The organism is Collinsella aerofaciens, from assembly GCF_039836695.1.
Taxonomy (GTDB): domain Bacteria; phylum Actinomycetota; class Coriobacteriia; order Coriobacteriales; family Coriobacteriaceae; genus Collinsella; species Collinsella aerofaciens_BD.
The window spans coordinates 80,819-105,549 of sequence record NZ_JBDPAC010000003.1 but is presented as its reverse complement, the minus strand read 5'-3'; the positions used below and the strand labels follow the sequence as shown (position 1 = coordinate 105,549).

Here is a 24,731-nt window from a genome sequence, read left to right as displayed (position 1 = left end):
CTTTTGCGCGCTGTGTACCAAGACTGTTTTCATTTGATTGAGCCCCTGCTCGCAAAGGTCGAGAAGCCGAGTCGCTATATCGACCATGAGTGGGGCACGCTCTCCAAGGCCGATGCCGACTATCGTTGCTGCATGATTTACCCGGATGTGTACGAGGTTGGCCTGCCCAACCAGGGTATTGCCATCCTGTACAACATCCTCAATCAGGCCGAGGGCATTTCCTGCGAGCGCGGCTATGTGCCGTGGCCCGATATGGGCGATGCCATGCGCGAGGCTGGTATCCCGCTGCTGTCGCTCGAGGGCGCAGCACCCGTGGCCTCGTTCGATATCGTCGGCATGCACGTGCCGCATGAGATGGCCGTGACAAACTTTCTCGAGGCCCTCGATCTAGCCGGCATTCCGCTGCTGGCGGCCGACCGCACCGAGGACGACCCCATCATCATTGCCGGTGGTCCCTCGGTCTATAACCCCGAGCCGTATGCAGCCTTCTTCGATGCCATCCTCATTGGCGAGGGCGAGGAGTCGCTGCTCGAGGTTTGCCAGCTGCATCGCCGCTTGCGCGACGAGGGCGTCTCGCGCGCTCAGATTGTCGAGCAGCTCGCGACGGTCGGTGGCACCTATGTGCCGTCGCTCTACGAGGTGCGCCATGACGAGCCCTGCTCGCCGCATGGCTACACCGTGCCGCGCGAAGGCAAGGACGTCCCACCGGTGGTCTACAAGCGCGTCGTTGAGGACTTTGGCGCTACCAATCCGTTGTCGCAGTCGTGCGTGCCCTACGCGCAGCTCGTTCACGATCGCCTGTCGATCGAGATTCTGCGCGGTTGTGCCCGCGGCTGCCGTTTTTGCCAGGCCGGCATGACCTATCGCCCGGTGCGCGAGCGCTCGGCCGACCAGATTGTGTCCTCGGTGATCCAGGGCCTGGAAAAGACCGGCTATGACGAGGTGTCGCTCACCTCGCTCTCGACCACCGACCACTCATGCATCCGCGATGTGCTCGGCAGGCTCAACCGCCGTCTGGAAGATACGGGTATTCGCGTGTCCATTCCCTCACAGCGCCTGGATTCGTTTGGCGTGGATATGGCCGAGTCGGTCGCTGGCGAAAAGAAGGGCGGCCTGACGTTTGCCCCCGAAGCCGGCAGTCAGCGCATGCGCGACATCATCAACAAGAATGTGACCGAGGAGGACTTGGACCGTGCGGCCAAGGCGGCCTTCGAGGCTGGTTGGAACCGCATGAAGCTCTACTTCATGATGGGCCTTCCCGGCGAGCGCGATGAGGATATCGTGGCCATCGCCAACCTGGCCGACCATGTGCTCGAGCTCGGCCGCTCCGTGGTTCCCAAGGCGCGCCGCGGCTCCATCTCGGTGTCCATCTCGGTGTCGGTGTTTATCCCCAAGGCCGCTACACCCTTCCAATGGTGCCCACAGCTCGATTACGACGATGTCAAGCGCCGCCAAAAGCTGCTCATCACGAGCGTGCGCAACCGCGCCGTACGCGTGCACTACCACGATGCCGAGACCTCGCTCGTTGAGGCCGCGCTGTCTCGCGCCGGCCGTGACATGACGCCGGTCATCATCGACGCCTGGCGTGCGGGCTCGCGTTTTGACGCCTGGGTGGAGCATTTTTCGCTCGATAACTGGAAAGAGGCGGCGGCCAAAAACGGCATCGACCTCAACGAGCTCGTGCACCTGCCCTACGAACTGGACTGGCGCCTGCCCTGGGAGCACGTGAGCCCCGGCTGCTCGCGCGGCTTTCTCGAGCGCGAGTACCGCCGCTCGCTGGAGGGTGTCACGACGCCCGACTGCACCCGCACGTCGTGCACCGGCTGTGGAATCTGCCCCACGCTCCATGCCAAGAACGTATTGGTGGGTGATCGCGCATGAGTGAGCGCTTGACCGACAACTCCACGCTCTTTAGGCTTCGCGTTCGCTATGGCAAGCGCGACCGTCTTAAGTACCTGGGCCATCTCGAAGTGATTCATACCATTGAGCGCATCGTGCGTCGCGCGGGGCTGCCCTACGCCGTGACGCAGGGTTTCTCCCCGCACATGCGCGTGGGCTTTTCGTCGGCGTTGCCGGTGGGAACGTCGTCGACCTGCGAGTGGTATGACCTGTTTATGACCGAGTTCGTTGCACTCGACGAGGCGTTTGGGCGCCTGGCTGCTGCCTCTCCGGCCGATCTGGCCCCCATCGAGGCCGCCTACATCGACGTGCGCACGCCGGCGCTGACGGCGCAACTCACGCGTCTGTCCTATCGTATCGATCTGCATCTCGATTCTGAGGCACCGGTGGATGCCGACGAGGTGCGTCGCGCTATCGATACGCTGCGCGCGGGGCACGGCATCGACTACGCACGCGGTAAGAAGAGCAAGCGCCAAGATCTTGACCACACTCTGGTGGGCTACGAGCTTACGGCAGGGGAGCGCCCGGACCATCTGGTGCTCATGCTCGACACCCATGCCGATAACGAGGGCTCCATGCGTCCGGAAATTTTGCTTTCCGCAGCTGATGTTTTGTTGCAGGGCTTGACCCCGGGCGTCGATGCACCTATTGTTTCCACCGGTATGCAAGACCTCGTGACCATCTGCTCCTACGATGTCGAGCGTCAGAATCAAGCATGCGAGGACGACGAGGGCCGACTCGTCAGCCCCATACCTGTGCGAACTTGTGGATTTGCTCCACATACTCGTTGACGGGGGTATTATCGCCTGCTACTATATTCGGCTGTTGCACTAACTGATGCATGAAGGGCAAGTAAACATGTACGCAATCGTTAACACGGGCGGCAAGCAGTACAAGGTCGCCACCGACGATGTCATCACCGTCGAGAAGATCGAGGGCAATGAGGGCGATAAGATCACCCTGCCGGTTATCTTCCTCAACGATGGTAAGAAGATCGTCACCGATCCCGACAAGCTGGCCAAGGCCAAGGTTACCGCTCAGATCGTTGAGCAGTTCAAGGGCGAGAAGCAGCTGGTCTTCAAGTTCCACAAGCGTAAGCGCTATCGTCGTCTGAAGGGTCACCGTCAGCAGCTCACCAAGCTGAAGATCGTGAAGGTTCAGGCTACCTCCCGCGCCAAGAAGGCTGTCAAGGCAGAGGCTGAGGCTGTTGCCGAGGCTCCCGTCGCCGAGTAGATTACACTCGTAACGAAAGAGTAGGTATACACAATGGCACACAAAAAAGGACTCGGTTCCTCCCGTAATGGCCGTGACTCCCGCGGTCAGCGCCTTGGCACGAAGCGCTATGCCGGCCAGACGGTAACCACGGGCACGATTCTCGTCCGTCAGCACGGCACGCACATCCACCCGGGTGAGAACGTTGGCCGTGGCAAGGACGACACGCTGTTCGCGCTGGTCGACGGTACCGTTGAGTTCCACAAGGGTATCAAGCACAGGGTCAGCGTACGCCCGCTCGCGAACGCGTAATTCACCCTTCATAGAGCACATATGTGGGAGGCACTTGAGTTTTAGGATTCAAGGGTCTCCCTCTTTTTTGTAGGAGGCGATTCTGTTGTCACAGTTCACCGATATCAGCCGAATTAACGTTTGCGGCGGCGACGGCGGAGCCGGATGCATGTCGTTTAGGCGCGAGGCATTTGTTCCCAAGGGCGGCCCCGATGGCGGCGACGGCGGTCGTGGCGGCAACGTCGTCATTCAGGCCGACGCTCAGCTGTCCTCGCTGATCGATTACCGCTTTAAGCATCACTTTCGTGCTGAGCGCGGAACGCATGGCCAGGGTGCCCGCCGCAACGGCAAAAGCGGTGAGGACCTGATTTTGAAAGTCCCCATGGGCACCGTAGTCCGCGAGCTCGATCCCGAGACGCAGACCCCGATGTTCGAGATTGCCGACCTGGTGCACGACGGCGAGCGCGTTGTCGTGGCGCCCGGTGGTGCTGGCGGTCTGGGTAACACTCATTTTGTGACGTCGGTGCGCCGCGCGCCCGCGTTTGCCCAGCTCGGCGAGCCGGCTGAGGAACACTGGATCGAGCTCGAGATGAAGCTTATGGCCGATGCCGCGCTCGTGGGCTTTCCCTCGGTGGGTAAGTCTTCGCTCATTGCACGCATGAGTGCCGCCCGCCCCAAGATCGCCGACTACCCGTTTACCACGCTCGTGCCCAATCTGGGCATGGTGCGTGCCGGCGAATATTCTTACGTCGTTGCCGACGTTCCCGGTCTCATCGAGGGCGCGAGCGAGGGTCGTGGCCTGGGCCATCAGTTCCTGCGCCACATTGAGCGCACGGCCTTGATCATGCATGTCGTTGACATGACGGGCGGGTTTGAGGATCGCGATCCGGTTGAGGACTATCGCATTATTAACCGTGAGCTTGAGCAGTATGGCGCTGAGCTTTCGGAGCGTCCGCAGATCGTCGTCGCCAACAAGTGCGATGCGCCGGGCACGGCCGACAAGATTGCCGACCTTAAGCGTGCGGCGCTCGACGACGGGCATATGTTCTTTGCCGTGTCCGCTGTGACGGGTGCCGGTCTCAACACGTTGATGCTTGCCGTGGGCGAGCAGGTGGCCAAGCTCCGCGCTGAGCTGGCGGTCTCTGATGAGCCGGTCGATTTGCGCGACGAGGAGTGGGAGCGTCGCCGCCTGCAGCGCGAGAAGCGGTTCCGTATTGTCCAAGAAGAGCCTCATGCCTTCCGCGTGGTCGGTCGCGCCATCGAGCGCTTGGTTATCCAGACCGACTGGGAAAATGAGGAGGCCGTCATCTATCTGCAGCATAAGTTTTCCCGCATGGGTGTTGACGATGCGCTCGAAAAGGCCGGTTGCCGCGCCGGCGACGAGGTTCGCATTTGTCAGCGCGCCTTTGACTTTGAGGGCGCCGAGGACTTCTCGGAGTTCGAGGACGAGCTTGAGGACGGTAGCGAGGACGTCGCCGTCGAGGTCGTTGATGTCGAGGATGTCGCGGACGATAGCTTGGAGGCTGTCGACGCGGTGGATGCCATTGACGGTACCGATGACGCTGTTGCTGCGGAAGACGTCGAGACCCCGGAGGGCGAGTAAGCCATGTCGCTGCGCGGTGGAATCGGTCTGCCCGAGCTTCCCATAGAGGACGGACAGGAGTTTAGGCTCGGCATTATGGGCGGCACCTTTGACCCGATTCATTACGGGCACTTGGTTACTGCCGAGCAGGCTCGCGAGTCACTCGACTTGGACGCTGTGCTTTTTATGCCGGCCGGCTCTCCTGCCTTTAAGCTCGACAAACCGGTGACGCCTGCTGAGGACCGTTATGCCATGACGGTCCTCGCGACCGCCGCGAACCCGGCCTTTTTGGCAAGCCGCTTCGAGATCGATCGTGCCGGTGTCACCTACACAGCCGATACGCTGCGTGCCCTTCGCGAGTTTTACCCGCCACAGGTGAAGCTTTACTTTATTACGGGTGCCGATGCGATTATCGATATTGTGACCTGGCACAATGCAGATGAGATTGCCGAACTGGCAACCTTTATTGCTGCGACGCGTCCCGGCTTTGACATCGATACGGCCCGGGCGCGGATTAAGGAATCGGGGCTGCCGTTCGACGTTCGCTATATTCAGATTCCGGCGCTGGCGATTAGCTCGACCAACATTCGCAAGCGGGTTGCTCGCGGCATGAGCGTGCGCTATCTTACGAGCGAGTCCGTGCTCGGCTATATCCGTAAACGCGGTCTGTATGCCGATCTTGGGCAAGACGATTTTGATTGATGGGGGAGAACGTTGTCGGTAGAAGATCAGTTTGAGGGCGACGAGCGCGCGCTCTTGACGCGTATCCACGAGTTGCTCGATGTGCGCATGAAGGATAAACGTAAGCGCTACGTGCATTCGCTCGGGGTTGCCGAGACTGCGTTGCACCTAGCCGAGGTATACGGTGTCGACCGCTTTGATGCTGCAGCCGCCGGCCTGATCCATGACTGGGACAAAGTGCTCTCCAACGACGAGCTGGTCACGCGCGCTCTGCATTATGGCATTAAGATTGCCGGCTCTCCGTCTGCCGCGACGCCGCTTTTGCATGGCCCGGTTGCTGCCTATGAGCTTCCGCAGCTTTTTCCCGAGCTGTCGCCGGCGGTCTTTCAGGCTGTCGACCGTCACACCGTGGGTGCTTGCGACATGACGCCGCTCGATATGGTGGTCTTTGTGGCCGATGCCATCGAACCTAACCGCCACGGCGATTATGCCCATGCGCTGCGCAAGATGGTGGGGAAGTCCTCACTCGATGAGTTGTTCTTCTCCTGTTTTGCGCAGGGTCTGGTCTATGTGATCCAGACCGGGCGTTATCTTTATCCCACGGCTATTACGATTTACAACCATTACGCCCAGCTGCGCTAGCTCGGGCTGTCTAGAAAGAGGTATTCCATGGCCGACGAGACCATGACCGACGAGCAGATTCTTGAACGTGTGGAGCACAAGAGCTTCGTTGCCACGTCCGACCGCACCGCTGCCTCGCTGTCCGCGAGCGGTGTTGCCGCCGAGGATGTCGCCCGCGCCGCCGCGCAGGCCGCCTACGACAAGAAGGGCGAGGACGTTCAGGTGCTCGACCTGACTGAGCTTTCCGATGTGTGCGACTACTTTGTCATCGCTACCGGCACCAACAACCGCCAGGTCGATTCCATCGTCGACGAGATCGAGGAGAAGGTCGCCGAGGCTTGCGGCGAGCATCCGTTCTCCATCGAGGGCCGCGAGCAGAAGACCTGGATGCTCATGGACTACGGTTCGGTTGTCGTCCACGTCTTCACTCCCGAGGCGCGCGAGTTCTACCGCCTCGAAAAGCTCTGGGGTGACGCCCCCCAGCTTCCACTCGACCTCCTCTAGGGCCTTATTTGGGCTGGGGCTTTTTTAGCCACCCTCTACCGTTCGCCGGTCAGTTGCGCCATTCGCAGCTGCCCGGCTTTCTTTTTGCCTAAGGGACTAATCGTTGAAGCGGGATTGACGGCCGAAGGAGAGAGCGGTGTCGCCGAACTTGTCTCGGACGGCGTCGATGGCGACCGAGAGGTCGCGACGGTCGCTGGATTGGGCTCCGCGGTCGTCGATTTCGCAGAACAGGTCGGTCTGGATACCGCCCTGATGGTTGAAGTCGCTCATGCCGATGCCCGCCAGGCGCACATGCATGCCTTCCTGCCAGATGTTGTCGAGCAGTTCGAGCGCCACTGCCACGAAGATGTTCTCATCGTCGGTCGGATGTGGCAGCCGGCGCTGTGCCGAGCGACCGCTTCCATACGAATACTTGAGCTTGAGCGTCACCGTGGCGCCCGTTAGTCCTTGGCGGCGTAGGCGGCGTCCCACTGACTCTCCCAATAGCGCAATCGCCGCTTCGATGTCCCCGCGCTCAGTTAAATCGTTCGCAAAGGTGCGTTCATTGCTGACCGACTTGACCTCGCGCTCTTCATCGAGACTCGTGACTTCGGAGATTTCAAGCCCCAGTGCACGTTGGCGCATGCGTTCGCCGTTGACGCCAAAAATAGAGGCCAAGGTGGATTCCGATGCGCGTGACAGCTCGCCGAGCGTGTAGATGCGCATGCGGCGCAGTCGTTCCTCGGCCGAGCGCCCGATGCCACTCATGGCAGATACCGGCAGCGCGGCCAAAAAGCGCTGTTCGGTTCCGGGGCGCACGATGGTCAGCCCAAACGGCTTGTCCCGCTCGCTTGCGATCTTTGCAACCGTCTTGTTGCAGCCCACGCCAATGGAGCAGGTCACTCCCAGCGCCGCCACGCGATCACTGATGCGCCGCGCAACCAGCAGCGGGTCTTCGGGCGCAAAACGACCCGGTGTGATATCGATAAAGGCTTCGTCGATGGATACGCGCTCAACGCGCGGGGTCTCGTCGGCGAGAATCGTCATGACCTGCGCGCTGACCTCGTGGTAGCGATCGAAATGCCCATGCGTCCAAATGGCCTGCGGACAGAGGCGCCGTGCCTCGGCCGAGGGCATGGCGGAGTGCACGCCAAAGCGACGCGCCTCGTATGAGCAGGTGGACACAACGCCGCGGGAATCGGCATCGCCACCCACGATGAGCGGCTTGCCGCGCCACTCGGGATGGTCGAGCATCTCCACGCTCGCAAAAAACGCATCGAGATCCATGAGGCCCACCGCCGGTCCCGTCCAGGGCGGCGGCGTGACGCCCGCAGCATCCTCATAACCGTATGTATGTTCGCGTCTTTTCATGGCATGAGTATACCGCGCAGCTCATGTGGGGTGCGTGGATGTGCTTGCAAATCGCGAATTCTTGTCTAAGATATGGATTTGCCTTCGACTACACCGAAGAAGTTGGTCTCACGGACTTCACCTGCCCGCGTCGATGGCGTATTATGTTCAACTGTTTGTTTGTAGTTGCAGCCTAAAGCTGCTTGGTTGGAGGAGTTTCCTTTGGCAGTCAAGATTCGCCTTGCTCGTCACGGCGCTAAGAAGCGTCCGTACTACCGTGTCGTCGTCGCCGATTCCCGCGCCCCGCGTGACGGTCGTATCATCGAGGAGGTTGGCCGCTACAACCCGATGACCGCCCCCAAGACCATCAACCTCGATCTTGAGAAGATCGCCGACTGGCAGTCCAAGGGCGCTCAGCTCACCGACGCTGTCGCTGCTCTGGTCAAGGCCGCCAACGAGGGTGAGAAGACCGAGACCGTCGTCAAGAAGTCCAAGAAGCAGCTCGCCAAAGAGGCCGAGGCCGCTAAGGCTGCCGCTGAGGCCGCTGAGGGCGCCGAGGAGTAAATCGTGCCTGAGGTTGACGCTGCACAGCTCGAGGGTGAGGCAATGCTCTCAGATCGCATCGCCGATCTCGTCGAATATCTCGTTGTTCAGATCGTCGACGACCCGGATTCCGTGAGCCTCGAGGTCATCGATGGTGACGACGCCTCCACGATTGAGGTTTCTGTTGCCGAGGATGACGTCGCTAAGGTCATCGGCCGTCGTGGCCGTACCATCAAGGCCATTCGCACGCTCGCCCGTGCACTGGCCGCTCGCCTCGACACTGCAGTCGAGGTAGAGGTTCTGGGCTAGGACCTTGAGGTCCCAGTACAAAAACATCGCCCGTGTGGTCAAGCCGCACGGAAGGAAGGGGGAGGTCCTCGCGCAGCCGCTGCGGGGGCTTCCTTCTGTATTGACGCCGGGTATGCGCGTCGCCTTGACGCCGCCGGCGCTCAAGCGCGACCGTTTTTGCACGGTCGTATCCGTCACCGATACGGGCGATGGCGATCTGGTCTCGTTTGAGGGCATTGACGACTTGACGGCCGCCGAGGGCATCACGGGATGCTACGTGCTGGCAAATCGTGACGATTTTGAGCTCGATTCGCTCGACGCTGCCTATACCGACCTGATGGGTCGCGAGGTGGTCGACGAGCGCTTCGGTTTGCTCGGTACGATCGTCGAGATCATGTCGACGCCCGCCAACGATGTTTGGGTTGTCGAGGGCAATCGGTACGGCGAGGTGCTGATTCCCGTGATCGAGCAGGTTGTGCTCGATCTTCCCGATCAGGGGACAATTTCCGTCCGCGTTATGGACGGTTTGATCGATATGGACAAGTAGGGAGGATAACATGCTGATCGAGACCCTTTCGGTCTTTCCCGAGATGTTTGAGCCCGTCATGTCCACATCGATCTTGGGCCGCGCCCGCAAGGCCGGCCTTTTTGATTTTAAGGCCTATAACCTGCGTGACTGGACGCACGACCGCCATCGTACCGTCGATGACGAGCCGTACGGCGGCGGGCAGGGCATGCTCATGAAGGTCGAGCCTATCGCAGAGGCCATCGAGGCTATTAGCTCCGAGGGTCCCAAGCCCACTGTGGTGTTCTTTACCCCCTGTGGCGAGCCTTTTACGCAGCATGTGGCCGAGCGCCTGCTCAAAAGTGAGCGCCTGCTGTTTGTGTGTAGTCGCTACGAGGGCGTCGACGAACGTGCATATGCGTATGCCGACGAGCGTCTGTCGATCGGCGACTATGTGCTTACGGGTGGCGAACTTCCCGCTATGGTCGTTGCCGATGCTGTCGTACGCCTGATTCCCGGCGCCCTGGGCGACGAGATGAGCAATGTGGACGAGTCGTTCTCGACCGCCGAGGACGGAGGCCTGCTCGAGTACGCGCAGTACACCCGCCCCGCCGAGTTCAACGGCGAGGGCGTGCCGCCGGTGCTCGTGAGCGGCGACCACGCCAAGGTTGACGCCTGGCGCCGTAAGAATGCCATCGAGCGCACCTGCCGCTGGCGTCCCGACCTGATCGAGACGGCGCGGCTTACGCCCGAGGAGCGCGCATACGCGCAAGAGATCCTGGACGCATCGTATTCGAAGAGCGAGGAGTGAGAATGGTTCCTTCGCAGCATTCCGTGCTAAAGGGTGCGTTTGAGTGGATCGCGGTCGTCGCCATCGCACTGGTCGCCACCTTCTTGATTCGCTCGTTTGTGGTCGAACCCTTTGTGGTGCCCACCGGCTCCATGGAGTCCACGATCGAGATCGGCGACCAGATCCTGGCGCAAAAGGTGAGCCTTGAGCTCGGCCGCCCCGTCAGCCAAGGCGATATTGTGGTGTTCCACAACCCAGATGGCACCTCCGAGCATGATGTTCTCGTCAAGCGTGTTATTGCCACGGCCGGCCAGACGGTCGACCTTCAGGACGGCAAGGTGGTCGTTGACGGCCAAGCGCTCGACGAGGGCTATACGACCGGCATGAGCTGGCCGCTTTCGGTCCAAGCTCCCGGCGCTCAGGTAAGCTATCCCTACACCGTTCCCGACGGGTGCGTGTGGGTGATGGGCGACAACCGCGAAAACTCTGCCGACTCGCGCTACTTTGGTCCCGTTGATCGCTCTGATTTGATCGCCGTGGCGCTTGTGCGCTACTGGCCGCTCAACCGCATCGGCACTATCGACTAAAAACCGCTATAGTACAGAACCTAACCGTGTAATCGTTTCGACGAGGGGATATTAGAGGCATGAACGCTTCATCGCTTTCCTTCCAAGACATCATCCTGCGCCTCCAGCAGTACTGGGGCGAGCAGGGCTGCGTCATTATGCAGCCCTATGACTCCGAGGTCGGTGCCGGTACCTTCCACACCGCGACCACGTTGCGCTCGCTCGGTCCTGCCGAGTGGCGCACCTGCTACGCTCAGCCCTGCCGCCGTCCCGCCGACGGCCGCTACGGCGAGAATCCCAACCGCATGCAGCACTACTATCAGTTCCAGGTGCTCATCAAGCCGTCGCCGGTCAACGCCCAGGAGCTCTACCTGGGGTCTCTTGCCGCTATCGGTCTGGACCCCAACGACCATGACGTTCGTTTTGTCGAGGACGACTGGGAGAGCCCGACGCTGGGCGCCTGGGGCCTTGGCTGGGAGGTCTGGCTCAACGGCATGGAGGTCACGCAGTTTACGTACTTCCAGCAGGTGGGCGGCATCGAGGTCGACCCTGTGCCCGTCGAGATTACCTATGGTCTGGAGCGCATCGCCATGTACGCTCAGGGCGTCAACTCCGTCTACGACCTGGTGTGGAGCTATCTGCCCGATGGCACGCCGATGACCTATGGCGACGTGTTCCTGGAGAACGAGCGCGAGTTTAGCGCCTACAACTTTGAGGTCGCCAACGTCGAGATGATGCGTCAGAAGTTTGACGACTACGAGGCCGAGTGCCACTCCTGCCTTGAGCGCAAGCTGCCGCTGCCCGCTTACGACTGCGTCATGAAGTGCAGCCATGCCTTCAACCTGCTCGATGCTCGCGGTGCGCTGTCCGCGGTCGAGCGTGCTAACTACATCCTGCGCGTCCGCGCCGTCGCCAAGGCGTGCTGCGAGGCCTATATGGCCGAGGTCGCTGGAGTCAACGAGAATGCCGACCAGGAAGGCGAGGTGGCGTAAGCCATGGCAGACGCTAAGGATTTCCTGTTTGAGATCGGTACGGAGGAAATGCCCTCTGCACCGCTGAACAATGCCGTCAAGCAGCTTGGCACCATGATTGCCAAGGGTCTCGACGAGGCCGGCCTGGCCCACGGCGAGGTCCGCGTGATCTCGAGCCCGCGTCGTCTGGCTGCGCTCGTGGCCGACGTCGCCACCGCGACCGATGAGGTTCACGAGGTCAAGCGTGGTCCCGCGGCAAACATTGCCTTTGATGCCGACGGCAACGCCACCAAGGCCGCCCAGGGCTTCGCTCGCAAGTGCGGTGTGGCTGCCGAGGACCTGGTCCGTCGCGAGGACACTGACGGTCGCGAGTATGTGTTCGCCGAGAAGAACATTCCCTCCGCACCGGCTACGCCGATTCTGACCGCTCTGTGCGAGAAGACCATCGCCGGCCTGCAGTGGCCCAACTACCGCAGCCAGCGTTGGGGTCACGAGCATGCGACCTTTGTTCGTCCGGTCCGCTGGATCTGCTGCCTTTTGGGCGAGGATGTTGTGCCCGTGTCGTTTGCCGACGTGACGAGTGGCAACACCACGCGTGGTCATCGCGTACTTGGCCCTGGTGACCATGTGGTCGCCAGCCCCGCCGTCTACGAGCAGGTGCTCGAGGACGCCGGCGTGCTTTCTGCCGAGCGTCGTCGTGAAGCCATCCTTGCCGGTATCGCCGAGGTCGAGGCTGCGCGCCCCGGTTGCCATGTCGACACGCCCAAGAAGGTCTTCGAGGAGGTCATCAACCTCTGCGAGTGGCCGACGGTGCTTGTCGGTACCTTCGATGAGGAGTTCCTCAAGGTCCCGCACGAGATCATCTGCGAGTCCATGCTCACCAACCAGCGCTACTTCCCGATCTATGACGGCGAGGGCAAGCTCACGCGTGAGTTCGTGGTCGTCTCCAACAGCAAGCCCGAGAACGCCGAGCGCGTGATCGACGGCAACGAGCGCGTCGTGCGTGCCCGTCTGGACGATGCCAAGTTCTTCTACGAGGAGGACCTGAAGATTTCCCTCGACGAGTTCCGTGAGCGTCTGGCCAAGGTCGCCTTCCAGGAGAAGCTCGGTAGCGTGCTCGCCAAGTCCGAGCGTATTGAGCAGCTCGCGCTCGCCATCGCCCGCGAGGCCCATCTGGGCGCCCACCTTGCCGCCGATGCCGCTCGCGCCGCTCACCTGTGCAAGGCCGACCTTGTATCCAACGCCGTCGTTGAGTTCACGAGCCAGCAGGGCGTTATGGGCGGTTATTACGCTTCCGCGATGGGGGAGAACGACGAGGTCGCCCACGCCATTCGCGATCACTATCGTCCCCGCTTTGCCGGCGATGAGCTGCCCGAGGGCACCGCTGGCTGCATCGTGGCCTGTGCCGACAAGCTCGATACCATTGCGGGTATCTTTGCCATCGGCGAGCCCCCGACCGGCTCGTCCGACCCGTACGCGCTGCGTCGCGCCGCCATCGGCATCATCAACATCCTGCGCGACCGTCTGCCGATCGACCCCACGTCGCTCATCGACTTTGCGCTCGAGCTCTATAGCGAGCAGGGCATTGAGTTCGACGCCGCCGAGGTCGCCCAGCAGGTTCGTGACTTCTTCCACGGCCGTCTGGTGAGCATGGCCCGCGACGAGAAGATTCCGGCCGACACCGTTGCCGCCGTCTCCGCGGTGCACATCATTGCCCCGTCGCTCTTCTTCGCCCGCTGCGCCGCCCTCGATGAGGCCCGCAAGAACGACGCCGAGACCTTCGACAACCTGGCAACCGCCTACGCCCGCGCGGCGCACATCTCCAAGCCCGAGCTGGGCGCGGAGTACGATCGCGCCCTGATGGGCGAGGTCGAGCTTGCGCTTGCCGATGCCTCCGAGGCCGCTCAGACCGCCGTCGACGCCGCTCTCGCTGCCGAGGATTATCCTGCCGCGTTTGCCGCTCTGGCCGCCCTGCGCGCGCCCATCGACCGTTTCTTCGATGAGGTCATGGTCATGGACAAGGACGAGCAGCTCCGCGATAATCGCCTTAAGCTGCTCAACCGCTTCGAGGCCGTTTTCTCCGGCATCGCCAACATCGGTGAGCTTGCCCGCAAAAAGTAAGCCAGCCTGCGCATAAGCGCAAAAGGAGCCCCGCATGGATTGCCCGGTCACCGCTCGTCCCACCGTTATCGTTATCTCCGACTCGCTCGGTGATACCGCTTGTGAGGTGGTGCTTGCGGCGTCCGGGCAATTTGATGAAGGGGCTTTTCGTCTCTTGCGCCTGCCCAAGGTGAACTCGGTGGAGCAGGTCAAGTCGTTTGTGGGTCCGCGCGTCGATGCGGACCATCGTGATATTGCCGTGTTCCACACTATCGTCGACCCAGCGCTTCGCGCCCGCGTGCTCGATTATCTGGGCATGCTGCACATTCGCTCGGTCGACCTGATCGGCCCGACGCTTGCCGTGCTGTCGTCGCTTATTGGCGTGCCTCTCAAGGGCGTTGCGGGTGTGATTCACAAGACCGACGATCGCTATTTCCATCGTATCGAGGCTATGGAGTATTTCGTTGAGCACGATGACGGGCGCGGCTGCGATGATCTGTCGGATGCCGATATCGTGCTGCTGGGTGTATCCCGCACGTCCAAGACGCCGCTGTCGATGTATTTGGCCTATCAGGGCTACAAGGTCGCCAACGTTCCGTTGGCCCAGGGCATAGAGCCGCCCAAGTCGATTTACGAGGTCGATCCGATGCGGTTGTTCGGTCTGATTTCGACCGTCGATGTGATTGCCGAGATTCGCGATAGCCGCCTGGGCGACGACTATGCCCGCGCCGTCGCCGGCTCTTATGCCGAGCCCGAGAGCGTGCGCGGCGAGCTCGAGGAGGCTCGTGCCCTCATGAAACGTCTGGGTTGCTTTGTGGTGCGCACCGACGGCAAGGCGATCGAGGAGAGTGCCTCCGAGATCATTGCCCACCTCGAAGAAATTCAAGAGGCAAGAGCCCGCCGTGCCGCCCGCCGCACCCAACAAAGCTAGCTTATTGGATTAGCTTAAAAAACCTGATACTGATAAAGCGATTTAGCAAATAACTTGCATTTGACCTGCGAGTTTCTTGTAGTGGTATCTCCATAAGGTAACCACCTTTACCTACCGTTTACCGCCGCATTTACCACGTTTACCAAACGGCGCATCCTCTTCTCATGTCGGCATAAAGCCCGCCGTATAGTTCCCTCACGGCCCGTAACCGGCGGGTCGATTCGTCACCACGGTCGTGCGCGAGAGCGTATGGAAGGGGAAGTATCGTGAGCGATTGCAAGAGGGTTTACCGTTTTGGGACCGACGCCCAGGGCGCCTGTGTCACTGAGGGCGACAAGTCCATGAACTTCGTGCTTGGCGGCAAGGGCGCAAACCTTGCCGAGATGAGCCGTATCGGCCTGCCGGTTCCCGGTGGCTTTACCATTACCTGCCAGACCTGTGTCGAGTACTCTGGTGCCGGCAACGTGTGGCCCGAAGGCGCACTCGATGAGATCGTTGCCGCCGAGGCCGACCTCGAGGCCCGCTGCGGCAAAAAGCTCGGTGACGCCTCCGATCCGCTGCTCGTGTCGGTTCGCTCGGGTGCTCCGTTCTCCATGCCCGGCATGATGGACACGGTCCTCAACCTGGGCCTCAACGACGACTCGGTTCAGGGCCTTATCGCCCAGACGCAAAATCCGCGTTTTGCCTGGGATAGCTACCGCCGCTTTATCCAGATGTTCTCCAACGTCGTTATGGGTGTTGACGCCGACCTGTTCGAGAACGCCCTGACCCAGGCACGCCTGGTCGCCGGCGTTCGCGTCGATTCCGAGCTTTCGGCTGAGGACCTGCAGGAACTCGTCGAGACCTTTAAGGGCATCTTCTCCGAGAACGTTGAGGCTGCCCTGTATCCCGAGCTCGAGGTCGTCGATGGCAAGCCCGTCTTCCCACATGATCCTGAGCTTCAGTTGCGCCTTGCCATTCAGGCCGTCTTTGGCAGCTGGATGAATGAGCGCGCCTGCATCTACCGCAAGCAGCACGGTATTTCTGACGAGCTCGGCACCGCCGTCAACGTTCAGACCATGGCCTTTGGCAACAAGGGCGAGACCTCGGCGACCGGCGTCGCCTTTACGCGCAACCCGGCCGACGGCACCAAGGAGTTCTACGGTGACTTTTTGGTTAATGCCCAGGGCGAGGACGTTGTCGCCGGCATCCGCAACACCGAGCCCATCGCTGACCTCAAGACCACCCCGGGCCTCGAGTCTGCAGGTGAGGAGCTCGAGCGCGTGTTCCTGACGCTCGAGGATCACTATCGCGATATGTGCGATATCGAGTTCACCATCGAGCAGGGCAAGCTCTGGATGCTCCAGACCCGCGTGGGCAAGCGCACCGCCACCGCCGCCCTGCGCATCGCCATCGAAATGGTCGAGGAGGGCCTGATCACCCGCGAGGAGTCCGTGAGCCGCATCGACCCTGCACAGCTCGACCAGCTCCTGCACCCGCAGTTCGATGCCTCCAAGAAGTACGAGGCTCTGGCCAGCGGTCTTAACGCCAGCCCCGGGGCCGCTGTGGGCGAAGTCGTGTTCTCGAGCGACGATGCCGTCGCGCGCGCCAACGAGGGCCACAAGGTCATTCTGGTTCGCTGGGAGACCAACCCCGATGACCTGAAGGGCATGGTCGCCGCCGAGGGCATCCTGACCAGCCACGGTGGCAAGACGAGCCATGCCGCCGTTATCGCTCGCGGTATGGGCACGCCTTGCGTCTGCGGCGTCGAGCGCTTCCACATCGACGCGGCTGAGAAGGTCGTGCGCATCGAAGGCAGCGATCGCGTGCTGCACGAGGGCGATGTCATCTCCATCGACGGCACCCAGGGTATCGTCGTCGATGGCGCTGTCGATTTGGTCTCCGCTGAGCTCACCGGTGACCTGGACACCATCCTGTCCTGGGCCGACGAGATCCGCCTGGACGAGACTTACGGTCACGCCAACCATGTGCGCGTCAACGCCGACAACCCCGAGGATGCCGAGCTCGCGCTTGAGTTTGGCGCCGAGGCCATCGGCCTGTGCCGCACCGAGCATATGTTCCTGGGCGATCGTAAGAATATTATCCAGAGCTTCATCCTGTCCGATGATGAGGCCGTGAAGCAGCAGGCCCTAGCCGACCTGCTCAAGGTTCAGACCGAAGACTTCCTGGCGATGTTCAAGACCATGTCCGGTCGCGATGTGGTCGTTCGCCTGCTCGATCCGCCGCTCCATGAGTTCCTGGATAATCCACGCGAGCTCGAGGTCGCCATCACCAAGAAGGAAGCCGCTGGCGCCAACGAGGAAGAGCTTGCCGCTCTGCGCACCCGCCTGCGTCGTATCGACGGCATGGTCGAGTCCAACCCGATGCTCGGCCTGCGCGGTGTGCGCCTGTCCGTCGTCTTCAGCGATCTGCCACTCATGCAGGTTCGCGCCGTGGCCATGGCTGCTGCCCGCCTTATCAAGGAGGGCGTCGACCCGCGCCCCGAGATCATGGTTCCGCTCGTTTCCATTACGGCCGAGCACGTCCAGACCCGCGAGGTCATCGAGCGCGTGATCGCCAAGGTTTCCGCCGAGGAGGGCGTCGAGCTCAATATTCCCGTGGGCACGATGCTCGAGCTGCCACGCGCCTGCATGGTCGCCGACGAGATCGCCCATCATGCCGACTTCTTCTGCTTTGGCACCAACGACCTCACCCAGACGACCTTCGGCTTCTCTCGTGACGATGCCGAGGCCAAGTTCATCCCCCTGTACATGCACAAGAAGATCTTGAAGGACAACCCCTTCGAGACCATCGACACGGCGGTACTCGAGCTGGTGCGCATGGCCGTCGAGAAGGGTCGCACCACCAACCCCGACATGCACTTTGGCGTGTGCGGCGAGCACGGCGGCGACCCCAAGTCCATCAAGGCCCTGTTTAACGTGGCCGATGTGGACTACGTGTCCTGCTCGCCCTATCGCGTGCCCCTCGCGCGTCTGGCTGCCGCTCAGGCCAAGCTCGAGGCGAAGCGTTCCGCCTAACGTTTTGGGTTTGGGCGCCTAGCGTAGCCCCCTTCCCGCCGCCCGTCTCATTCGTGAGGCGGGCGGTTATCATGTGCGGGTTTTGTCTTTTTGTCTGCGTAAAAAATTGTTCTTGCAGCAGAAACCCGCGCGTGTATACTCGAATACGTTTGTTCAACTACGTGCCGGCCAAGGTGGTACGGCACCTCTAGAAGAGTAAGGAATTGCACATGGATTACATCCGCGCAATCGAGCGTCAGCAGATCCGCGAGGACATTCCTCAGGTTCGCGTCGCCGACAACGTCAAGGTTCACTACCGCATTAAGGAAGGCGACCGCGAGCGCATCCAGGTCTTCCAGGGCGACGTCATCCGCATGGCCGGCGCCGGTGCCCGTGAGACCTTCACCGTCCGCAAGATTTCCTTCGGTGTCGGTGTTGAGCGTACCTTCCCGCTTCACAGCCCCAAGATCGCCAAGCTCGAGGTCGTCCGTCATGGTCGCGTCCGTCGCGCCAAGCTGTACTACCTCCGCGACAAGGTGGGCAAGGCTGCTCGCATCCCCGAGAAGCGCTAAGAAGATCGCAGCGTCTGTCCACTCGTTTGGACAAAAGGGTCACCTTCGGGTGGCCCTTCTTTTTATTTGATTTGCATACAAGGAGGCCCCGATATGGCCAACATGACGAGCTCGGTTTCGGCATCGCAGGTTGCCGGCGAGCTGGCGAGCGCCACGTTCGAGGAGATTCCCGCCCTCGTGGAGCATTATCGCGAGGATCCGCGCCAGCAGGTGATCAAGGCTTGCGAACGTGCCCTTAAGCGCCATGCCAAGGAACTTTCCGAACGCGAGCGCGTCAACGGCATGTACGAGCTTATGCATGAGCTCGGCGGTGATGGCGTGGTCGTGGGTGTCGACGAGGTGGGCCGTGGCTCGGTAGCGGGTCCCTTGACCGTGTGTGCCGTGTGTCTTCCGATGGAGCCGCGCATCTGGGGCATCAATGATTCCAAAAAGCTCACGCCGGCGCGCCGCGAGCTGCTCTCGGTGAAGATTGCCGAGGTGGCGACTGCTATCGGCTTTTGCCATATCGCTCCTGCGGATATCGATCAGATGGGCATGGCCCGCGCCATTCGAGCCGCTGTCGCGGGTGCGGTGTCCGATACGGGGCTTGAGCCCGATTGCGTGCTTATGGACGGCAACCCCCTGGGCGCCGTGCCCCATGAGCGCGACGTGGTCAAGGGCGATGCCAAGATCGCCTGTATCGCCGCGGCATCCATCATGGCAAAGGTCACGCGTGACGAGATGATGGTCGAGTACGATGCCGAGTATCCCGAGTACCATTTGGCCGAATCGAAAGGCTATGCGAGTCCTGAGCACATTGAGGCCATTCGCAAACATGGTCTTTCTCCGCTGCACCGTGTGAGCTTTTGCGGAAACTTTCTGCAGACTGAGCGCCTTTTTTAGGCCAATTGTGGAGACTGGGACCTTAAGGGTTCTATAAACCTGCTGGTAGGGGCCGTGTGCAACGCTATTGTTGCGCGCGGCCCCTCATTTGTCGGCATTTGGTTGGTTTTCGGTTTGCTTCCGGTACTTACCCGCATGAAACCTGCCCTCATTATCGAGGCAATGCAGGGAGTGGGAAAGGAGACCCCATGTGTGCCGCAGCCAAAATGAGCAAGACGCAGCAGCTCAAGGAGCGTTGGGAAGAGGGGGAGCTCGATTGCGGGTCGATCACCCCTGAGTTTATCAAGGGGCTCAGTCCTCGCGAGCTCGGTATGCTGGGCGAGCTTATCGCAATCGATTACTTTAACGAGCGCGGCTATGCATTGCTGGAACAAGGCTATCGATGCTCGGAGGGCGAGGCCGACCTGGTGCTGCTCGACGAGCTCGACGATGTGGTGGTGATGGCCGAGGTCAAGACCAGGCGTGTTGCGCTGGAGTGCGATACTCGGGTGTTTCCCGAGGAAGCGGTGAACGCCCAAAAGCAGCGGCGCTATCGTCGCATCGCGAGTTGCTATCTCATGGAGCACTATCCGCTCAAGGCGATCCGCTTCGATGCCGTGGGCGTCACCATTCGCGGCGGGCATATCGCCGAGATCGAGCACCAGTACAATGCGTTCGATTGGCAGGTGTCGTGATGGCGTTCGAAACCTTTGCCGTTCACGCTGCCTGTATCCGCGGCGTCGAGGCGATTCCCGTCACGGTCGAGGTATCGCTTGCGGGTGGCATCCCGGGCATCCAGATGCTCGGCATCCCGAGTATGGAGGTCATGGAGTCGCGCGGGCGCATTCGCTGCGCGATGCGCTCTGCGGGATTCGAGATCCCTCGCTCGGGCATTACGGTCAATCTGGCGCCGGGCGATATCCGAAAGACCGGTAGCGGCTTTGACCTGCCGATAGCCATTGCGGTGCTTGCGGCCGATGGGCAGATTCCACGCGACAATCTCGACCGCTGCCTCATTGCCGGCGAGCTCGGCTTGGATGGTACGGTGCTTCCCGTCAAGGGCGAGGTGGCGTTCCAGCTGCTGGCTCGCGACATGGGGCTGTCTTTTATCGCCGGCAGGTCCGACCAGCATGTTCCGCTTTCGGGGGTCGACTGCGGTTTTATCGACCATCTGTCGCAGCTTGCTCACGGTATGGGCGAGGCAGCTCGGCATTATCTGGATTCTGAAGTGCTCGAGGCCACCTTTGAGCTCGAGCTCGATTATGCCGATGTGTTGGGGCAGGAAGTCGCCAAACGCGGCATAGCGCTTGCGGCGGCAGGGGAGCTCGGCCTTCTCATGATCGGCTCGCCCGGTTCGGGCAAGACCATGCTTGCGCGTCGCATGACGGGTATCTTGCCCGAGCTTTCCGTCGAGGACCAGCAGGAGGCGCTGTGCATTCATTCGGTCTTGGGTGAGAACATCGATGGCCTGCTTGCGGGGCATCGGCCGTTTCGAAGCCCCCATCACAGCATATCGACAGCGGGCCTTATTGGCGGAGGGCGCCCGGTGCATCCGGGCGAGATCAGCCTTGCCCATGGCGGCGTGCTCTTTTTGGACGAGCTTGCCGAGTTTCCCACCGGTGTGCTGCAGACGCTCAGGCAGCCTATCGAGCGCGGTTATGTCAGGATCGTGCGCGTCGATGGCGCCTTCACGTTTCCCTCGCGCTTTCAGCTGCTTGCGGCGAGCAATCCCTGTCCCTGCGGCTTTTTGGGCGATCGCGAGGTTCCATGTCGCTGCTCGGCATCGATGGTCGAGCGCTACCGGTCCAAGCTACGCGGTCCCTTGGCCGACCGTATCGACCTGATGATCGACGTGACCCGCCCCGATCCGCAGGTGATTATTGAGGGCGCCGAGGGTATGTCGTCGGCCGAGCTGCGCGACTACGTTGTCCGCGGTAGGGCTTTTCGTGCCTGGCGCGAGACCCATATGGACGATGCGGATGCCGAGGCCGAGGACGACGAGTCCCGCTCTATCGATGGTGTTGTGTCGACCTTTGCGCTCGATCAGGCGGCGGAAACGTGCGTGCTCGGCCTGTCGAAGCGCACGCATCTCACGGGACGCGGCATCGTGCGCCTGGTGCGCATCGCGCGCACGATTGCCGATGTCGCCGAAAGTGAGCGGGTGACGCAAGATCATGTGCTCGAGGCCGCAATGTATCAGGGAAGGAGGGACCAGTGATGGATGAGGCTCGCTACGAACTGCATCCCGGGGATGGGCTGTTCCCCGCTACTGTTCTGGAGCTTTCCGATGTGCCACAGACGCTGTTCGTGCGTGGCGACCCTGAGGTTCTCTCGACACCGGCGCTCTCGATTATCGGTGCGCGCAAGGCCTCTCCCTACGGCCTTGCCGTCGCGGAGCTTGCGGCCAAGGTCGCGGTGGAAGCGGGGGTGACGGTGGTATCGGGCGGTGCGGTCGGTTGCGACCAGGCGTCGGGTTGGGCCGCAGTCAATGCCGGCGGCAAACATGTCGTGGTGTTGGGGACAGGCGCCGATGTAATCTACCCGCGCTCGAGCGCGGGACTCATCGCGCGCACGATCGATACGGGCGGCGCGGTCGTGTCCATCTCGCCTTGGGGTATGGGGCCGCGTAAGTTTGCCTTTCCGCGGCGTAACCGGGTGATTGCCGCGCTTTCGCAGGCGCTCTTCGTGTCGGAGGCTGGCATGCCTTCGGGCACGTTCTCGACGGCGGAGGCCGCCATGGACCTGGGGCGCGAGCTTCTTGCCGTGCCGGGTTCGATTTTGTCACCCGAGTCGCGCGGTACCAACTACCTCATTGCCAACGGGGCCTGCTGCATTATTGACGAGGAGTCCATCGAGGTGGCTATCTCTCGCATATACGGTACCCTGCGCTATTCGCGTCCTGATGCACCCGGTATCGCAGATCTGGACCCCACGCAGCAGGCCGTGATGCATGCGCTCATCGCCTCGCCGCTCAAGGTCGACGACATCGCGGCACTCGTCTCGCTCGATGCCGTCGGCGTGCTCAAACTTCTGGGTTCGCTCGAACTCGAGGGCCTCATCGAGCGCATGATGGATGGAAGGTATGCGCCCTCCAAGTTTGCCCTTCACGCCCAGACGCCCTTCGGTCACAATGGAAAACGTGTCAATTAGAAAGGTGTTTGCAGATGCTGTTTGATCAGGTGACGGTTATCGGTGGCGGTCTGGCGGGATCGGAATGCGCGATTCAGCTGGCAGATCGCGGGTTCGCCGTAAAGCTGTGCGAGATGCGCCCGCAGGTGAGCTCTCCTGCCCACCATACCGATCACTTGGCGGAGCTCGTCTGCTCCAATTCGTTTAAGTCGACCCGTCCCGATTCTGCCGCCGGTCTGCTGAAGGCCGAGCTCGAGCGCATGGGCTCGGTGCTGCTCGACTGCGCTCATCGTGCGGCCGTTCCTGCCGGCGGCGCCCTGGCGGTCGACCGCGTCAAGTTTTCCGAGCTCGTCGAGGCTGAGGTTGCCGCCCGCCCCAATATCGAGGTCGTCCACGGCGAGGTCACCCAGATTCCCGAGGGTCATGTGGTTATCGCCGCGGGCCCCCTATGCTCGCCGGCATTGAGCGAGGAGGTCATGAAGCTCGTCGGTGGTGACGCCCTGGCGTTCTTTGACGCGGCCGCCCCGATTGTCGATGCCTCTACGCTCGATATGGACGTGCTGTTCTCGCAGTCGCGCTATGAGGAGCAGGGGAGTGGCGACTATCTCAATGCCCCGCTCAACAAGGAAGAGTACGAGGCCTTTATCGAGGCGCTTACCACGGCCGATCGCGTGGTGCTCAAGGATTTTGAGGGCGGGGACCTGTTCCAGGCCTGCCAGCCTGCCGAGGAGGTTGCGCGCACGGGCAAGGATGCCATCCGCTTTGGCGCCATGAAGCCCGTCGGGCTCACCGACCCGCGCACCGGTCGCCGTCCCTGGGCGGCAATTCAGCTGCGCGCCGAGAACAAGGAGAAGACCGCCTATAACCTGGTTGGCTTCCAGACCAACCTGACCTTCGGCGAACAGAAGCGCGTCTTCCATATGGTTCCCGGCCTGGAGAACGCCGAGTTCTTCCGCTACGGCGTTATGCACCGCAACACCTTTGTCGATGCTCCGCACGTGCTCGACGACACCTTTGCCGTTCCCGGCACGAGCGTGCGTCTTGCCGGTCAGATTACTGGTACCGAGGGGTACATGGAGGCCGTGGCGACGGGTCTGCTCGCTGCGCTCAACACCTATGCCGAGGCCATCGGGGCCGCGGGCGTCGAGCTGCCGCGCGTGGGCGCCCTGGGCGCGCTTGTGGGGTATGCGACCGATCCGGCTACGGTGGGCTACCAGCCCATGCACGTCAACTTTGGTCTTGTGCCGCCGCTCGAGGACGGTAAGCGTCGCAGCAAGCGCGATCGTTACCAGGCTTACGCGGACCGCGCCCTCAAGGCCCTGGATGCCTATCTGGAATCGCGCTCCGATCTGTTTGGAGGCGAGAGGTCATAGCTTTTGACCTGTACGATGCCGTCGACTCGTTCATTGCCCACATTGCACGCGTCGAAGGACTCGCTCCCAATACGGTAACCGCCTACACCTCGCGGCTCGAGCGCTTCGCCGCGTGGTGCGACCGCGAGGGCATCGACGCTCGCGCCGCCGACGTGCGGACCGTTCGCTCCTATTTGGCCGAGCTGTCGCGTGGCCAGGTGGCGGCTCGGACCCTTGCGGCACACCTGTCTGCCATACGCTCGCTCTATCGGTGGATGGCTGCCGAGGGAATCGTCGAGGGCGATGCGGTCTCGGCGATATCCTCGCCCAAACTGCCGCGCGATCTTCCCGGCGTGCTGACGACCCGGCAAGTCGAGTCGTTGCTCAAGACCCCGGACACCTCGACGCCTGCGGGGCTGCGAGATGCGGCTATGCTCGAGCTGCTCTATGCCTCCGGCGCTCGAATCTCGGAGCTCGCGGCGCTCAACGTGGAGTCCATTGCTTGGTCAGAGCGAACGCTGCGACTTTGGGGCAAGGGGAGCAAGGAGCGTATCGTGCCCCTCTATCGGCGCGCTCTCGAGGCGACTCGCCGCTATATTGAGGAGGGGAGGCCACATCTCCTTGTGCAGGCAAAGCGTGTCGATAGTGCGAACGGCGTGCATCCGCTGTTTATCTCGGCGCGCGGAAACCGCATGAGTGCCGCCATGCTGAGGAGGCGTTTCCACATGCTTGCGGCACTTGCCGGCATTCCTGCCGACATCGCCCCGCATGCGATGCGCCACACCTTTGCGACCGACCTGCTCGAGGGCGGCGCGGATCTGCGCTCGGTTCAGGAGCTGCTGGGGCATGCGAGCTTGTCCACGACGCAGATCTATACGCACCTCACGCCCGACCGACTCAAGCGTGCCGTGAGTCTGGCACACCCCCGCGGCGAGTAGGAGAAGGGCCTCCCGCGCCGCACCGAGGTGTGTGGTTTTGATTGCGGGTTGGCAGGAAGAGGCAATCCTG

At 61.7% G+C, this 24,731-nt stretch carries 25 protein-coding genes; 24 read left to right on the top strand and 1 reads right to left on the bottom strand.

Annotation, left to right across the window (positions count from 1 at the left end; translation table 11 throughout):
• Positions 1-3: 3 nt before the first annotated feature.
• The 8 genes from ABG996_RS02685 to rsfS all read left to right on the top strand — a co-directional run bounded on the left by ABG996_RS02685 (position 4) and on the right by rsfS (position 6,790).
• Positions 4-1,881: a TIGR03960 family B12-binding radical SAM protein gene (locus ABG996_RS02685; protein ID WP_347478530.1), complete on the top strand. Its 1,878-nt coding sequence runs from the start codon at positions 4-6 to the stop codon at positions 1,879-1,881.
• A complete protein-coding gene (locus ABG996_RS02680; RefSeq protein ID WP_347478529.1) occupies positions 1,878-2,690 on the top strand; it encodes a TIGR03936 family radical SAM-associated protein in 813 nt (270 codons plus the stop codon). Before ABG996_RS02685 ends, ABG996_RS02680 begins: the two co-directional genes overlap by 4 nt.
• A 67-nt stretch (positions 2,691-2,757) precedes the next feature.
• Positions 2,758-3,132, top strand: coding sequence for a 50S ribosomal protein L21 (gene rplU, locus ABG996_RS02675; protein WP_117786063.1), 375 nt, complete (start codon positions 2,758-2,760; stop codon positions 3,130-3,132).
• Positions 3,133-3,165: 33 nt separating this feature from the next.
• Positions 3,166-3,423, top strand: a complete 258-nt coding sequence (gene rpmA / locus ABG996_RS02670) for a 50S ribosomal protein L27 (protein ID WP_006236075.1) — start codon at positions 3,166-3,168, stop codon at positions 3,421-3,423.
• Positions 3,424-3,508: 85 nt separating this feature from the next.
• Complete coding sequence (gene obgE, locus ABG996_RS02665; protein ID WP_347478528.1) at positions 3,509-5,005, top strand: GTPase ObgE; 1,497 nt, start codon at positions 3,509-3,511, stop codon at positions 5,003-5,005.
• A gap of 3 nt (positions 5,006-5,008) precedes the next feature.
• The gene (gene nadD, locus ABG996_RS02660; RefSeq protein WP_347478527.1) at positions 5,009-5,686 is read left to right on the top strand and encodes a nicotinate-nucleotide adenylyltransferase; all 678 of its coding nucleotides are present in this window, start codon (positions 5,009-5,011) and stop codon (positions 5,684-5,686) included.
• A gap of 87 nt (positions 5,687-5,773) precedes the next feature.
• Positions 5,774-6,307, top strand: a complete 534-nt coding sequence (gene yqeK / locus ABG996_RS02655; RefSeq protein ID WP_347478549.1) for a bis(5'-nucleosyl)-tetraphosphatase (symmetrical) YqeK — start codon at positions 5,774-5,776, stop codon at positions 6,305-6,307.
• A gap of 27 nt (positions 6,308-6,334) precedes the next feature.
• Positions 6,335-6,790: a ribosome silencing factor gene (rsfS, locus tag ABG996_RS02650; RefSeq protein WP_347478526.1), complete on the top strand. Its 456-nt coding sequence runs from the start codon at positions 6,335-6,337 to the stop codon at positions 6,788-6,790.
• Positions 6,791-6,886: 96 nt separating this feature from the next.
• On the opposite strand, the gene dinB is transcribed toward rsfS, so the two are convergent.
• Entirely contained in the window at positions 6,887-8,140 is a 1,254-nt protein-coding gene (gene dinB, locus ABG996_RS02645) for a DNA polymerase IV (RefSeq protein WP_347478525.1), read from the bottom strand.
• A gap of 201 nt (positions 8,141-8,341) precedes the next feature.
• Between dinB and rpsP the strand changes: the two genes are divergently transcribed.
• From rpsP to ABG996_RS02565, 16 genes are all read left to right on the top strand, one after another.
• Entirely contained in the window at positions 8,342-8,683 is a 342-nt protein-coding gene (gene rpsP / locus ABG996_RS02640; protein WP_022094749.1) for a 30S ribosomal protein S16, read from the top strand.
• Positions 8,684-8,725: 42 nt separating this feature from the next.
• Positions 8,726-8,971, top strand: a complete 246-nt coding sequence (locus ABG996_RS02635) for a KH domain-containing protein (protein ID WP_171021534.1) — start codon at positions 8,726-8,728, stop codon at positions 8,969-8,971.
• Between the two features lie 4 nt (positions 8,972-8,975).
• On the top strand, positions 8,976-9,497 hold the full coding sequence (gene rimM / locus ABG996_RS02630) for a ribosome maturation factor RimM (protein WP_347478522.1): 522 nt from the start codon (positions 8,976-8,978) through the stop codon (positions 9,495-9,497).
• 10 nt (positions 9,498-9,507) lie between these two features.
• The gene (gene trmD, locus ABG996_RS02625; protein ID WP_217750721.1) at positions 9,508-10,266 is read left to right on the top strand and encodes a tRNA (guanosine(37)-N1)-methyltransferase TrmD; all 759 of its coding nucleotides are present in this window, start codon (positions 9,508-9,510) and stop codon (positions 10,264-10,266) included.
• Positions 10,267-10,268: 2 nt separating this feature from the next.
• Positions 10,269-10,832 carry a signal peptidase I gene (lepB, locus tag ABG996_RS02620; protein ID WP_217750720.1) on the top strand — a complete coding sequence of 188 codons (564 nt, stop codon included), beginning with the start codon at positions 10,269-10,271 and terminating at the stop codon, positions 10,830-10,832.
• A gap of 59 nt (positions 10,833-10,891) precedes the next feature.
• Positions 10,892-11,803, top strand: a complete 912-nt coding sequence (locus ABG996_RS02615) for a glycine--tRNA ligase subunit alpha (RefSeq protein WP_006236091.1) — start codon at positions 10,892-10,894, stop codon at positions 11,801-11,803.
• 3 nt (positions 11,804-11,806) lie between these two features.
• Positions 11,807-13,903: a glycine--tRNA ligase subunit beta gene (gene glyS, locus ABG996_RS02610; protein ID WP_347478521.1), complete on the top strand. Its 2,097-nt coding sequence runs from the start codon at positions 11,807-11,809 to the stop codon at positions 13,901-13,903.
• A gap of 34 nt (positions 13,904-13,937) precedes the next feature.
• Positions 13,938-14,813, top strand: coding sequence for a pyruvate, water dikinase regulatory protein (locus ABG996_RS02605; protein WP_347478520.1), 876 nt, complete (start codon positions 13,938-13,940; stop codon positions 14,811-14,813).
• 266 nt (positions 14,814-15,079) lie between these two features.
• Complete coding sequence (gene ppdK, locus ABG996_RS02600) at positions 15,080-17,830, top strand: pyruvate, phosphate dikinase (protein WP_347478519.1); 2,751 nt, start codon at positions 15,080-15,082, stop codon at positions 17,828-17,830.
• Between the two features lie 209 nt (positions 17,831-18,039).
• The gene (gene rplS / locus ABG996_RS02595) at positions 18,040-18,381 is read left to right on the top strand and encodes a 50S ribosomal protein L19 (RefSeq protein WP_117583231.1); all 342 of its coding nucleotides are present in this window, start codon (positions 18,040-18,042) and stop codon (positions 18,379-18,381) included.
• A 93-nt stretch (positions 18,382-18,474) separates the two neighbouring features.
• Positions 18,475-19,263 (top strand): ribonuclease HII, encoded by a 789-nt coding sequence (rnhB, locus tag ABG996_RS02590; RefSeq protein ID WP_329738179.1) that lies wholly within the window; start codon positions 18,475-18,477, stop codon positions 19,261-19,263.
• Positions 19,264-19,451: 188 nt separating this feature from the next.
• Complete coding sequence (locus ABG996_RS02585; RefSeq protein ID WP_329738178.1) at positions 19,452-19,937, top strand: YraN family protein; 486 nt, start codon at positions 19,452-19,454, stop codon at positions 19,935-19,937.
• Complete coding sequence (locus tag ABG996_RS02580; RefSeq protein ID WP_347478517.1) at positions 19,937-21,460, top strand: YifB family Mg chelatase-like AAA ATPase; 1,524 nt, start codon at positions 19,937-19,939, stop codon at positions 21,458-21,460. Before ABG996_RS02585 ends, ABG996_RS02580 begins: the two co-directional genes overlap by 1 nt.
• The gene (locus ABG996_RS02575) at positions 21,460-22,392 is read left to right on the top strand and encodes a DNA-processing protein DprA (RefSeq protein ID WP_329738176.1); all 933 of its coding nucleotides are present in this window, start codon (positions 21,460-21,462) and stop codon (positions 22,390-22,392) included. Before ABG996_RS02580 ends, ABG996_RS02575 begins: the two co-directional genes overlap by 1 nt.
• 14 nt (positions 22,393-22,406) lie before the next feature.
• Complete coding sequence (gene trmFO, locus ABG996_RS02570) at positions 22,407-23,744, top strand: methylenetetrahydrofolate--tRNA-(uracil(54)-C(5))-methyltransferase (FADH(2)-oxidizing) TrmFO (protein ID WP_329738175.1); 1,338 nt, start codon at positions 22,407-22,409, stop codon at positions 23,742-23,744.
• A complete protein-coding gene (locus tag ABG996_RS02565) occupies positions 23,708-24,661 on the top strand; it encodes a tyrosine recombinase (RefSeq protein ID WP_347478548.1) in 954 nt (317 codons plus the stop codon). Before trmFO ends, ABG996_RS02565 begins: the two co-directional genes overlap by 37 nt.
• Positions 24,662-24,731 lie beyond the last annotated feature (70 nt).